The 13,344-nt window shown below is 45.6% G+C and carries 8 protein-coding genes; 3 read left to right on the top strand and 5 right to left on the bottom strand.

Translation table 11 applies throughout. The features are described from left to right. Positions 1-214: 214 nt before the first annotated feature. From NG796_RS09065 to NG796_RS09055, 3 genes are all read right to left on the bottom strand, one after another. Entirely contained in the window at positions 215-940 is a 726-nt protein-coding gene (locus NG796_RS09065; RefSeq protein WP_261205729.1) for a Uma2 family endonuclease, read from the bottom strand. 554 nt (positions 941-1,494) lie between these two features. Then, positions 1,495-2,760 (bottom strand): restriction endonuclease subunit S, encoded by a 1,266-nt coding sequence (locus NG796_RS26430; RefSeq protein ID WP_261205727.1) that lies wholly within the window; start codon positions 2,758-2,760, stop codon positions 1,495-1,497. Positions 2,761-2,862: 102 nt separating this feature from the next. Beyond that, on the bottom strand, positions 2,863-4,443 hold the full coding sequence (locus NG796_RS09055; RefSeq protein ID WP_261205725.1) for a class I SAM-dependent DNA methyltransferase: 1,581 nt from the start codon (positions 4,441-4,443) through the stop codon (positions 2,863-2,865). Positions 4,444-5,601: 1,158 nt separating this feature from the next. Here NG796_RS09055 and NG796_RS09050 point away from each other — a divergent pair. Next, positions 5,602-9,348, top strand: a complete 3,747-nt coding sequence (locus tag NG796_RS09050; RefSeq protein ID WP_261205723.1) for an EAL domain-containing protein — start codon at positions 5,602-5,604, stop codon at positions 9,346-9,348. Positions 9,349-9,408: 60 nt separating this feature from the next. Here NG796_RS09050 and NG796_RS09045 read toward each other — a convergent pair whose 3' ends face one another. Then, positions 9,409-9,702, bottom strand: coding sequence for a hypothetical protein (locus tag NG796_RS09045; RefSeq protein ID WP_261205715.1), 294 nt, complete (start codon positions 9,700-9,702; stop codon positions 9,409-9,411). 191 nt (positions 9,703-9,893) lie between these two features. Between NG796_RS09045 and NG796_RS09040 the strand changes: the two genes are divergently transcribed. Further along, positions 9,894-10,502, top strand: coding sequence for a DUF3318 domain-containing protein (locus tag NG796_RS09040; protein WP_261205708.1), 609 nt, complete (start codon positions 9,894-9,896; stop codon positions 10,500-10,502). Positions 10,503-10,719: 217 nt separating this feature from the next. Here NG796_RS09040 and NG796_RS09035 read toward each other — a convergent pair whose 3' ends face one another. Then, the gene (locus NG796_RS09035) at positions 10,720-11,724 is read right to left on the bottom strand and encodes a glycosyltransferase (RefSeq protein ID WP_261205707.1); all 1,005 of its coding nucleotides are present in this window, start codon (positions 11,722-11,724) and stop codon (positions 10,720-10,722) included. Between the two features lie 366 nt (positions 11,725-12,090). Between NG796_RS09035 and cofH the strand changes: the two genes are divergently transcribed. After that, positions 12,091-13,242 carry a 7,8-didemethyl-8-hydroxy-5-deazariboflavin synthase subunit CofH gene (cofH, locus tag NG796_RS09030; RefSeq protein ID WP_261205667.1) on the top strand — a complete coding sequence of 384 codons (1,152 nt, stop codon included), beginning with the start codon at positions 12,091-12,093 and terminating at the stop codon, positions 13,240-13,242. Positions 13,243-13,344: the final 102 nt, after the last annotated feature.

Genomic DNA, 13,344 nt, shown 5'->3' with positions numbered 1-13,344 from the left:
AGCTTCATCCGACCTGCCATCAGCCACCTCTATCAAATACTGCTTCCATCTTATGCTATTTCATTTTAAATTGGTATAAATATAATTTATGTTAATTGTTTCCCTTTTTTACGATAATTGTATAGTTTTCAAATAAATTTTTAGATGAATTAAGAATATTGGTTTAAAGATTCCGGAACGTAGAGTATTTCGGAATCTTTAACTTTCACAAGTATTAAGTAATTTCATCTGGATTGATACCCAGTTCTTGCAGCTTTTGCCGCAAGATAGCGCTACGCTGACGTTCGGTATCAACTTGGGCGATCGCCTCCTGAGCACGAGCACGTTCGGTATCCACTAGCAATAAAGCTTCGGATTCCGCTTCCTCTGGCGTCAGAACCAGTTCCCCTTCTGGGGTAAAAAACCGCAGTTTTTCCTCTAAAATCCCTAAATAAAGCTGCAATTGTTCACTCCAAAGCCATCCTTGATCATTGGGTTGAAGGACTTGATATTCCCCATTCATCAGGTGAAATCCCTGGAACTCTAAAGTATAGGGATCAAACCAAAAATAATCGGGAGTGCGCCAAACATCTTGATAAAGTTGTTTTTTTAAGCCCCGATCTGTATTGGCCGTGCTATCAGAGAGAATTTCGATAATAAAGTTAGGATATTTTCCTTCTTCTTCCCAGATGACCCAACTTTTTCGCTCTCGGCGTTCCGTATTCAAAACTACGAAAAAATCCGGTCCCCGCATCTCTTCCGATTTGCGCTGGCGGGTACTGTAATAGACACTCATGTTAGCTGCTACAAAAAAATCATTACGCTTTTTCCAAAACCTCTCTAAACAAGCCAGCAGCAGCAGCAGTTGTTTCAGGTGTCGATAACTTTCTAAGGGCGGCTCCTTACTCCATAAATCGCCTGGGGGAAAGATAGGAATCTCCGAGGTTTGACTCTGTACCATATTGGTCTCCCCGTTTATCGGTGTTTTTATCTAGTTTAGCAGATTTTTGGATAAACAACAGAGGTAGATCGGAAGAACCCTATTGCCTCAAATCTCTAAGACTCTAACTCTTTAAAAATTTGCCTTATCTTAGGTTTGAATTCAATTAAATGGGCGAATTCTTTCCTAGGGTATGGTTGACTCATACATCTTTAAATAGGGTGAGTAACTGGGTGGATTAGAGTGTAAAAATAATTTAAGTTTTCTATAAAATTTGTATTCAAACCTTACAGCTTGCTCAGGTCCATTTACATGAAATTAGATGGACTGGTTTATTCCTAGAAAATTTACCCTGATCAATTTTGACAGACTGGGGGGTGATGCCTGCTGTATAGGGAGTGATTAGGACACTGAGTAAAAGTTGATGATTCCCTGATATTAATAATGATAACTTTGAGGCTGATTCCTAAACTTTCGTTTATCTCTCCCCTAGGTTGCCCCCGATATTAATCTTCTAGGAGTCTACTCAGCCTCAGTTTCACCCTAAAACTCAATGATATTTCTTCACCTGTTTTTTACTCGACATCGATTTCACCGGAGAGTAATTTAGCCAAGAGTAACTCCCGGGTAAACTTGAGGTTAGTGGTTTTGGCTTGTAAGGTTTCGATTTGCCGACAGAGGGGGTCGAGGGTTTCGATAAACTGACGGTGGGTAGCGGGGTCGGGAATAGCGATCGCTAATTGTCGAAACCAGCCGAGATTGATTTCGCGGTACATTAATCCAGATGCCAGATTAAAAATGCGATCGCGGTTTTCCTTAATCCAAAAATATAAATAGTAAGCCGATAACTGCTCATTGGGGATACAAGTGATAAATCCTTGGTTGGTACAAGCAGTGGTGGTATTAATTGCCACAACCCCAATCGTTGCCCGAGATGTCATCATTACCGAATAGGGGGGGAATGTGCGAATTTTACTACGCTGCCGCCCTAATTCGGTAATTTTGTGAGTGGAACCCGAAACATACATTGTTCCAGCCGTGGTTAAATCGGTGGTTCTATACCAAACTAATGTTCCATTAGCCCAGTATTCAGGCTTTTTCTTCGCTGGGGTATCGCCGCTAATGGTTTCGATCGCCTCACCAATTGGTGCGATCGCCCATCCTACCGGGAACAATTCCTGACCGGTCACTTGTTGTTCTTCCGGCGTTGCTTCCCGCCATTCCAAATTAGGAATCCGCCATTTCACAAACCACTCGTGATAGATACTTTGCGCCATCTGTTCCAGTAGCTTAATCCGCTGTTGGTTGTTAGAAATTAAATCATCATAATCCGTCAGAATAGCTGCTATTTTTTGTTGTCTACCCAAATCTGGATAGGCGATCGGCATTCCTTTCAGAGCATTCAAACTGATATAACACTGAACGACTCCAGCCTTCCTAGCCTGTAAGGCATTTTGAAAAATGGGTCCTTTCACCCAATAATAAAGATATGGAGACCAGAGAATCGTCTGATTGGGTCTTAAAATAGCCAGACTACTAGAAATCCCAAATAAGTCTCCGGGTTGGACTAAATAGGGTTCTCCAATACTCCCAATAATTCCCAGTAAAATATCCCCGGCTTCCGGCTTACGAATCGACTGAGCACTCTTACAAAAATAACGGTCAAAATCTGCTTCAGAGATACAGTCAACCTTGGAAAGTTTTAACCGTCCCGGTTTAATATTTTTAGCCGTTAAGTAGAGGATACCCTCGTCTTGTCTTTTAATTTTGGCATGAGTGCCATCTCCAACAAGACAAAGTTTTCCAATGGGTTTTTGCGTCCAGTTGTTTCCTTTTTTCACGGTTTTACCTGAAACGTATGATCATAACAGACTTTAGAAGTAACCAGTCCGCAGTCCTGAACCGAAGATAGGAATGAGGACGGCGCGAACTCATTGGCTTGTTTATTCATGCTCTTTTACCTTTAATAAGCCATGAATAGTTTGAGAAATTCGCTCTTCGAGTTCCCTCGCTTCCACTGTGAGCATCTCGAATTCGTCATTAAGTTCTTGTAACTTTTCATAAAAATCAAAATCATCTTCGGGTTTGGGGGCGATTCCAACATAGCGCCCCGGATTTAAGCTATAAGCCTGTTCTGCAATTTCTGAAATGACGGCAATTCGGCACAAACCGGGAACATCACGATAGATATTGTCCGGAAATGTTTCCTCCCAATTGGGTAAAGTTCCGTAAGCAGGGACTGTAGGATTGTACCGAGTATGTTCCGGTAAAGTTGCCACAGGTTCAACCAATTGTCCACGATACATTCGGACAATATTTCCTAAAAATTGAATTTGTTCATCGCTAAATTGCCGGTGGGAACGGTAAACGTGCTGATAGAATTGACGAGCATCGATAAACAGGATTTTATCTTTGCGGGGGTTATTCACTTTGTCTCGATCAAAAAACCAGAGGGTACAGGGTAAGCCTACACTATAGAAAAAGTGAGAACCGACAGCAACGATCGCCTCTAAAACTCCTTCGTGAATTAGCTTTTTGCGAATTTCCAACTCCAGGCCGCGAGCATCACTGGCGGAATTTGCCATAACAAACCCCGCCCGCCCTTTAGCATTTAACGCACTATAAAATAATTGAATCCACAAATAGTTAGCATTGTCAACCCGAGGTAACCCCAAGGGAAATCGGGGGTCATCTTTGATTTTTTCTTTGTCTACTTTGTCTACATTAAAGGGAGGATTTGCCATCACAAAATCGAATTGACCTACACAATTATGAATATCTTCATAATAGGTATTGCTCTGGCGAATATCTCCGGTGAGCCCGTGGATAGCAAGGTTCATCAAGCAGAGGCGAACATTGTCAGCAATTTTTTCCTGTCCATAAATCCCGATTTCAGTGCTAGGATTTTTCTGCCGTTTTTCTACAAATGAGGCACTTTGAACAAACATTCCCCCACTGCCGCAAGCCGGGTCAAAAATTCGACCATGATAGGGTTCAATAATTTCAACAATTAGCTTGACTAAAGAGGTAGGGGTAAAAAATTCACCGCCTTTTTGTCCTTCACTCATGGCAAAATTGCTGAGGAAGTATTCATAAATTCGCCCAAACGCATCCCCTTCGATATCTAAGGCGATGGTATCAAAGTCCGTCAGCAGTTGCCGGAGGATCTCGTTACTGAGACGGTGGTAAGTTTTGGGGAGGATATTTTTTAAAGCAGGGTTTTCCGCTTCTATCGCCCGCATCGCACTATTGATCTCTTCCCCGAGGTTGGCTTCTGCCGGACGATTCAGCAGAGAGTCAAACCGCGCCTGGAGGGGAACGGATAAGACTCGTTCCCGTTCGGCGATCGCGAGATCGCTTGTGTGATACCGCTGTAAAGCTTGTGTAAACTTATAGTCCGCATAGCGCAGGAAGATTAAACCGAGTACCGGCAGGGAGTATTCCGACGGTTTGAGTTTGGAATTGGCACGCAATCGATCCGCCGCATCCCATAAGCGTTTTTCAAGTTGATAGTAGTCTGGCATCGGTGAGTTTTCCCCTATCTGTGAATGATATTTGAGCGCGTAGACTTGGGTGGCTTCCCTCCATAGGGTGTTGACAGAACTTTTATTGTATGGTAATTATGGCGCGGAGTCTAATAATTTTTTCAACAAAAAACCCTAGTGCCCTAAATAGGGTGCTGCGATCGCAACAAAGTCTCTTCTGGACGGGTTAATTGACGGAAGGCTTGAGTCAGCAGGATGGTTTAGGACTGTTCCTCGGATTAGCCTAGATATCGGTGCTTTCTGGGTTTTAAGTAACGATCAGTAAATGGGGTTACCCCATTTATAGGGGCCACCTCTGGGGGGGCCTCTAAATGGGGCCTAAGCGATCAAGGGGAGCAGACCGGACATGGAGTAGCCGTTGCTACAAACGCGCTTAACGTGAGGTTTGAGTCTGAACAATCAGAACTTATCGATGGCGGGCTGATTCATCAAGTCTGCTCAGAGCATCGGTAGAGTAGAGGGAAGACAACTCAGTTTCTTGTCCTAGCTTATTTAATAAGGTACTCGTGTCCTAGGTCTTTTAGTGTCGCTTCCTAGGGATTCCCCAAATTAGGCTAGATTTTCTATGAAGCTTGACTAAAAGTGAGAAAAAAGCCCGAGAAATCGGGGATGATTTGTGCTTGAGGGACAAATCGGAAATCCGGGTCTTAGGGTCTGAAAATGCTGATCCATTCAAGAGTTTTGCTCCTGGAAAAAAGCTTAATCGGTGAGAGTTAAGCGTAAACGGGCTTTAAAAACTGCATGGAGTATAAAACCAGGATACAATAAGACATCGATAAAAAAGCCCAGATCAAGAGCGATCGCCACTATTAATTTTGTAAATGGTAGCCATAATTACTGCTGATAGAGGTAACAATCCGCTAGGGTAGACTTGTTTTGGCAGTGCAGTCTTTAAGAGTACCTTCTCTGCCGACTCTAGGGGGTTTGACTGTCATTGGCAGTTGCTCCTAGAGGAGTTGGGGACTCTTTCATCCTGGACTTTTGTCCATTAGATTGGACCATCATAAATTGTGTTTTGGAAAATCTCAGACTGTGCAGACAAACCCGGACAAAAATGGTTTACTAAAAAGGATGGATAGCGTTATGGTGAGAATGAGGCTTTAGATTTACTTGCTTTTCCAACGGTGGGCATTAACAGTGGCAAATGGCAACCTATCGGGACGGTTACGGCGATCGCTTGTGGTTTATACGGCATTGGGGATGCTCTCCATCGGTGCAATCATTTCTATCGTCAGTATCGGATTCCTATATCATCATCTCAACCAGGACCGACAACAACAGGTCTTTTTAGTAGCCCAAACGAAAAGTCAAGCCCTAGAGCAGTATTTCTGGCAGGTGAGGGCGAGCGCTGAACAGCTTTCCTATAGCAAAACTCTGGCAACATCGAGTCAATCCCTTGGGGTTGACTTAACTAAGGGGTTACCGTTGAGTTCCCCCCTGTTGGTAGAGGTTCTCCAAGAAGCCCCAAAAATAGCAGGAATCACCCGGCTCGATCGCCAGGGTAAGGTAATGGTCCAGGTAGGAATGGAAATTCCACCAACGTTGTGGCCGAAATCCGACCAGGATGCGGCAGAACCGATCTCCTTCCAGCCGGTGCAAGTGGGTAACCCGTCTTATTTACTCGTTACAGTCGCCCGAGTTCACCCGCCCTCCCCCGAACCCCAGGGGACGGATTTATTCTTATTCACGGTCTCGGAAATTGACAAAATTTTACAGCAGTTTGCCGGTGCAGGGCAATCAGTAGAAATTGCTTTAGCAAGAATCAATAATGCGCGGATCGATCGCCTGCTGCCGTTCCTCTCTTATACTGAGCAAACTGGTTTGATGCCGCTTGGACCGAATACCAGGCTTTTAGCCTTGCGGAACGAGACCCTGACTGACCCACGGGGTGTGCGATTCTCGAAGAACAGTCTTCCCGGTTTGGAAGCAGTGGCCTTTGCACCGATTCCGAGCAGTAATTGGGTGGTTTTGTTACAGCTTTCCTCCAATCATATCGCAGCCGGGATTCACCAGATCCAGCTTTTAGTTGCGGTTACCGTGGTGTTATTACTCTTAGGCACTGGATTAATCGCACTTTTGCTCTATCCCCTCACGCGTCCGATTCTCATTCATGCCGATCAATTGGAAGAGCAACTGCAAGCGAATATGGCATCCTTGGAACGGGAACTGCAAGAACGGAAGCGGACCGAACGGCTATTAGCCTCACACGCTCGGGAAAGTGCGGTAATTGCGGGGTTAGGACAGTGGGCGCTGGCGGGGATGGAGGTGATGAGCCTGATTGAAGAAGCAGCGGAGGAAGTGCTTTATACTCTGGATAGCGATTGTTGTTGTTTGTGGGAATTGTTACCCGATCGCCAGGAATTGGAGTTAAAAGCGGGGGGGGGATGTTGTCAGGATGCGATGGGGTCGATAAAAATGGGGGTGAATACAGAATCTCAAGTCGGTTATACTTTGTTGATGAATGAAGGGATTTTGTCCCCTAATTTCCACGAGGAAACCCGTTTTACGCCCTCCCCTTTTTTAGTGGAACGCGGTATCGTAAGTGGGATTACCGTGCTAGTACATGGACAAAGCGAACCTTATGGGGTTTTGGCGGCTTATAGTACAGAACGCCATCAATTTGATTTAGAAGATTTGCATTTTCTACAGGCGATCGCCAATGTTTTAGCAGCGGCGATCGACCGTCAGAAACGAGAACGCGCTTTATGTGAGAGTGAAGAACGGTATGCTTTAGCCGTAGCTGGGGCAAATGATGGACTGTGGGATTGGAATTTGATCACCAACCGGGTGTATTTTTCCCCGCGATGGAAATCCCTGCTGGGGTATCAGGGGGAAAAGGGGGAGAAGATTTCTGAGACTCACTCGCTTTACCGTCCCGAAGACTGGTTCAGCCGAGTTCATCCGGATGATCTCGACCCTTTGAAACAAGCGATCGCCGATCATCTTGCCGGAGTTACACCGCACTTCAAAAGTGAACATCGGATTTTAGATGTTCAGGGACAGTATCGTTGGATGCTGTCTCGGGGTCTGGCGGTGCGCGATCATCAGGGAAACCCCTATCGCATGGCGGGTTCCCAAACTGACATCAGCGATCGCAAAGCAACGGAAGAAGCCAATATCCGTCTGGCTGCCTTTCCCAAATATAATCCCAGTCCCGTCCTCGCCTGCGATTTTCAAGGAGAAATTGTCTATGTCAATCCTGCTACCGAGCGAGTATTAGAAGAATTACGCCTAGGATTAGCAACCGGCTTTTTACCCAGGAATCATCGAGAACTGGTTGTCACCTCCCTCAAGCAGGGAAAATCCGGGTGGCAGGTGGAACGCTTCGTCCAGGATCGCCTCTTTTATTGGTTGTATCACCCGATTCTATCCCTGAATATTGTGCATATTCACGTCATGGACATCACCGATCGCCAAAATGCCCAAGATACATTGCGTCATGAAGCCCTGCATGATAGCCTCACCGGATTGCCGAACCGGGCCTTTTTCCTGAACCGTCTCACTTCCGCTTTAACTCGGGCCAAAGTTCAAGTCGATTATCAATTTGCGGTGATTTTTCTTGATTTAGACCGATTCAAAGTCGTCAATGATAGTTTAGGACATTTTATTGGAGATTGCCTGCTTGTCGCTTTGGCAAAACGTCTGCAAAAGTGTGTGGGTTCTGGGGATATTTTAGCTCGGTTTGGGGGGGATGAATTTACAATTTTAGTAGAACATATCCCGGATATTCAATCAGCAATTACCGTGGCTGAAAAAATTCAAGCTGAACTCATTTCTCCTTTTAATCTCAAAGGTTATGAAGTTTTTACCTCAGCAAGTATGGGCATTGCCCCTAGCACCTTAGCCTATAATCGTCCCGAGGAGTTACTCCGGGATGCAGATATTGCCATGTATCGCGCCAAAGCCCGAGGCAAAGCGCGATATGAAGTGTTTGATAGTAAAATGTTAGAAAATGCCGTTGCTCAATTAAACTTAGAAAATGATTTGCGGCGCTCTATTCTGAAAAATGGTGACCTGCCTCTCCCCACTCCTGTAATTCCCTCAGAATTTATCCCCAACAAAATCACCCAACCTGGGTCTGATTTGGTCATTCCCTATACTTCAAGTTCAGCAGAAAAAACAGACAGTCCCCCCTATTTAGAACCAGCGGAATTCCTACTGCATTATCAACCGATTGTGGCGTTAGATACGGGACTACTCTCAGGATTTGAAGCCTTAGTACGCTGGCAACATCCGGAACGGGGGTTAGTGTTTCCGGGGGAATTTATCCCGTTGGCAGAAGAAACGGGCTTAATTTTACCTTTGGGGGAATGGGTATTGCGGGAAGCTTGTTTGCAAATGCAACAGTGGCATGAGCAATTTAAGACCCCGGAACCGTTGAGTATTAGTGTTAATTTGTCGGGACAACAGTTGGGGCAACCGGATTTACTGGCCCGCATCGATCGCATTTTAGAAGAAACCCATCTGGATCCGAGTAGTTTGAAGTTGGAAATTACGGAAAGTGTGTTAATGGAAAATGCAGCCTTAGCCGCAGAGTTACTCGAACAGTTGAGAGCGCGCAATATTCATCTGTGCATTGATGATTTTGGAACGGGATATTCTTCTTTGTCTCATCTTGCACAATTTCCGATTAATACCTTAAAAATTGATAAATCATTTGTGATGGGAATGGAGGGAGATAATGAAAGTTCGGAAATTGTCCGGGCGATCGCCACCCTCGCCCATAATCTCGGGATGTATGTCACCGCAGAAGGGGTGGAAAAAGAGCAACATTTAGTGCAACTTTGGTCCTTGCACTGCGATTATGGGCAGGGGTATTTTTTCTCTCCGGGGTTAGATCGGGTAGCGGCCCAAAAATTGCTAGAACAATCTCCTCGGTGGTAAATCGGGTCCCGATTTGTCAATCCGGCTTTATTAGCATGAATTAGTAATTTTGTCAATCGTTTAAAATAAATCATCCAGAGAGGAGGGGAAATCATCTCGGGGCGGAACCTGGCGATCGGCAAACTCAGAAGGGGGGCGATCGCTACTCCAGGCCCACCAAACACAACCGCAGTCACCACACTCGTAAAACTCCTGCCACTTGCGACGGTGGTTTTCCATGTAAACCGGCGATCGCCGGTTAATCCAAACCCGCTGCGCCTGCATCGAGGTAGCATGGCAGGAAGGGCAGTAGAACTCGTGAGCGTGAACTGCCTTCGTTGTCCATTCCGGTGGAATTGGCTCAAAAGCTTCCATGTCTTAAACTTCACTCATTAAAATGGCCGATAGCTGCCCTAAGATTCCCTGGAACGGCTGGTTTGGTCCAAACCCACTCCAAAGGAGGAACGAATCGCACTATCGTATTCTATTGTAGGACGCACTGGGCGTTTCTTTGCCAGTTCCCCCAAACTCTAACTCTCCCCACTCTCCACCGGAATCTCCCTATCATGGATCCATCAACCGAAATCTTCCGCTTATTGGACTTGATGCCTGCATCGGGTCGGATGCTGTGCAAAATCCTCAATAAACCGCAACAATCCACGGCGATCGAGAGTTCCTTTCCCCTGCCTTGGGCGAGGGAACGACCGATTTATATTAACTTTGACCTCTGGCGTAAATTATCCAGACCCCAAAGAGATTTGTTACTTCTGAGAACCGTGAGTTGGTTATTGGGGGTGAAATGGTTTAAACCCGACTTATATCAAGGGATTGTGATTGCGGGATTGTTAGGGACTCTCGTGCAACTCGTCGAAGGAGATGCCGTCGGAGTCGTTACCGCTGGGGGGTTAACGGCCCTTGCAGGCGCTCAAATTTGGCGAAGCACCCACCGCAGCGATCGCGAGATAGAGGCCGATCAAGCGGCCATTCAAATTGCCCTGAGAAGAGGATATAATGAACCGGAAGCAGCTAGACATTTGTTGAGTGCGATCGAAACTGTCGCGACCCTAGAAGGGAGACCCGGGTTAGATTTTATGGAACTGATTCGCGTCCAAAACTTAAGGGCGATCGCCGGACTTTCTACCGTCGGGATTCCTGAAGACGGGATTCGAGAATAGGGACAAAAATGAACGCTAAAAATAGCCGGTTAAAAACCGGGTTTCTTCTAATGAACTCTAGCCATTCACTACAAAATTAGGCCAGAAACCCGGTTTCTTGTCCTTAGCAAAGGTTAGAAAACGGGTTTCTTCTAACAAGCTCTAGTAATGGACCCTAAATTTACGAGAAAACCCCGTTTTTTTGTCCCTGTACGCGTTTATTTTGTTGCTCAAGCGGTTATCGGCTCGGGGGTTCAATGACTTCACGAATCCGATAAATCGGTCGTTGCTGAGATTCATGATAGGTTCGCATCAATAACTCAGCTAATAGGCCAAAACTAAACAATTGCACCCCAGCTAACAAAAGGACCACAGTCAAAATCAGTAAGGGGCGGTCTCCAATACTTGCTCCAAATCCGAGTTTTAGAATCGTTAAATACAAGCCTAATAGAAAACCCAAGACCATAGAAATAATCCCAAACCCTCCAAAAACGTGCATAGGACGGGTAAGAAATTTTTTCATAAAGAAAACCGTTAACAAATCCATCAAGACCCGAATGGTTCGGCCTAATCCATACTTACTTTTACCATAGCGCCGAGCATGGTGACGGACTGGAATTTCGATAATTCTCGCCCCTTCAATAAATGCCAAGGCGGGTAAAAACCGATGCAATTCCCCGTATAAATTCATATCCGCCACAATTTCCGTGCGGTATGCTTTCAAAGAACAGCCGTAATCGTGCAATTTAACCCCAGTTACTTTGCCAATCATGGCATTAGCAATTTTAGAAGGAAGCAAGCGAGTGAGGGCCGCATCTTGACGATTTTTACGCCAACCACTGACGAGATCATATCCCTCATTTAGCTTCATCACCAGTTCGGGAATATCAGCGGGGTCATTTTGCAAATCCCCGTCCAAGGTAACGATAATCGGCGATCGCGCCGACTTAAATCCCGCTGCCATTGCCGCAGTTTGACCATAGTTACGGCGCAAAATCACCGCTACTAGGTCATTTCGCTGTTGCGCTTCTTGTTTGAGCGCTTCCGTGGAGCCATCGGTGGAGCCATCATCCACGCAGATGAGTTCATAATTAAGTTGAGCATCACTCAGAGCCTGGGCGATCGCACTAATTAGGTGCGGCAGACTTTCCACCTCATTATGAATGGGGACAACCACAGATATATCTAGGGAGGAAAGCGCGGGTTGGATGTAGGCTGGGTGCAAAGCGGGTGAAATTTCCATTAATCTGTAATAATCAAACCCAAATAGTCGTGTTTTCCCTTCGGGCTAAAATCGATGAGCAAGTGAAATCAATTTGGATTACAGGAACATCGAACCCCAAGGACCAAGGATCTATTATGACGCCTTGATCCAGTTTTTGAAAGGGTCGCTAATTTTATCCCTTGCTCATCCGGTCCTATTTTCCGGGAATCGAACCGCCCTCTTACCTTCAAAGGAAGAAATTAATCAGATTATAGAATGTCGGGATGAACGGAGATTAATTAACTGAATATGCTCCCCCGGATTGGGATAAATTTCCTTAGCTCGTGACTGATGGGTTAATTTTAATGAATTAGCCTTTCCTATTTCTTAACTAATTCTACGATAATGACTTTAAAAACTGTTGATTCTATTCTCTGTCGTGCTTTAGCCGAAACCGATATTTCTCCAGCAGAAGCCGTGATTTTGCTCCAGCAAACCGAACCCGAACAGATAACCGCCATTGCCGAGGTTGCAGACCAACTTCGGCAGAAACAATCAGGCAATCTGGTCACCTACGTGATTAATCGTAATATTAATTTTACGAATATCTGCGAGCAACATTGTAGTTTCTGTGCCTTTCGTCGGGATGCGGATGAAGAAGGAGCATTTTGGCTCGATTGGGGAAAAATTTTGGAAAAAACTACCGATGCCGTGCAACGGGGAGCCACAGAAATTTGTATGCAGGGCGGCTTACATTTGGAGGCAAAAATTGAGGGTAAATCCTTGCCTTATTATCTGAAATTGGTGGGGACCATTAAAAATGAATTTCCGGATTTGCACTTGCACGCTTTTTCTCCCCAAGAAGTCCAGTTTATTGCCCGGGAGGATAAGATTAGTTATGAGGAAACCATTGCCGCTTTGCAAGAGGCGGGAGTCGGTTCTATGCCGGGAACTGCTGCGGAAGTCTTAGACGATCGCATCCGAAATATTATTTGTCCCGAAAAAATTAATAGCGAAACTTGGCTAGAAATTGTCAGTGCCGCCCATCGCCTAGGATTACCGACTACTAGCACGATGTTATGTGGACATATTGAAACACCGCAGCAACAAATTGACCATTTGGAAAAATTGCGATCGCTCCAACAAACTGCCTGCGATCGCAACTATCCCGCCCATATTACTGAATTTATTTTACTTCCCTTTGTAGGAGAACAAGCCCCCGCCCCCTTGCGCCGTCGAGTCGGTCGAGATCAACCCAGTCTCGCTAATACTTTGCTCCTCACTGCGGTTTCCCGGATCTTCCTCGGCAACTGGATTCCCAACCATCAACCGAGTTGGGTGAAACTGGGATTAGAGGGTGCAACAAAAGCCCTCAACTGGGGATGCAATGATATTGGGGGAACCTTAATGGAAGAACATATTACGACAATGGCTGGGGCGAAAGGGGGAAGCTGTATGGAACCGGAAACCCTGCGATCGGCGATTACCTCAATTAACCGCCCTTACCAACAACGAGATACCCTATATCGCCCCATCACTGTCCCCATTTACTCTTAAAAAAATGTGACTACCCAATTCAAAAGAACATGACCCCATTTAGGCTAAATCTGATGCAACCAAGCGGAACCGATGTTCACGCTAATCCCGTCTATGGGGTCA

Source organism: Laspinema sp. D2d, from assembly GCF_025370755.1.
Classification (GTDB): domain Bacteria; phylum Cyanobacteriota; class Cyanobacteriia; order Cyanobacteriales; family Laspinemataceae; genus Laspinema.
This window is presented reverse-complemented; position numbering and strand designations above follow the sequence as displayed.

Coding starts and splice junctions, on each gene's coding strand:
- NG796_RS09045 (WP_261205715.1), bottom strand. CDS start 9,702: ATGGAAGCTTTTGAGCCAATTCCACCGGAATGGACAACGAAGGCAGTT.
- NG796_RS09055 (WP_261205725.1), bottom strand. CDS start 4,443: ATGCCAGACTACTATCAACTTGAAAAACGCTTATGGGATGCGGCGGAT.
- NG796_RS09035 (WP_261205707.1), bottom strand. CDS start 11,724: ATGGAAATTTCACCCGCTTTGCACCCAGCCTACATCCAACCCGCGCTT.
- NG796_RS09040 (WP_261205708.1), top strand. CDS start 9,894: ATGGATCCATCAACCGAAATCTTCCGCTTATTGGACTTGATGCCTGCA.
- NG796_RS09065 (WP_261205729.1), bottom strand. CDS start 940: ATGGTACAGAGTCAAACCTCGGAGATTCCTATCTTTCCCCCAGGCGAT.
- cofH (WP_261205667.1), top strand. CDS start 12,091: ATGACTTTAAAAACTGTTGATTCTATTCTCTGTCGTGCTTTAGCCGAA.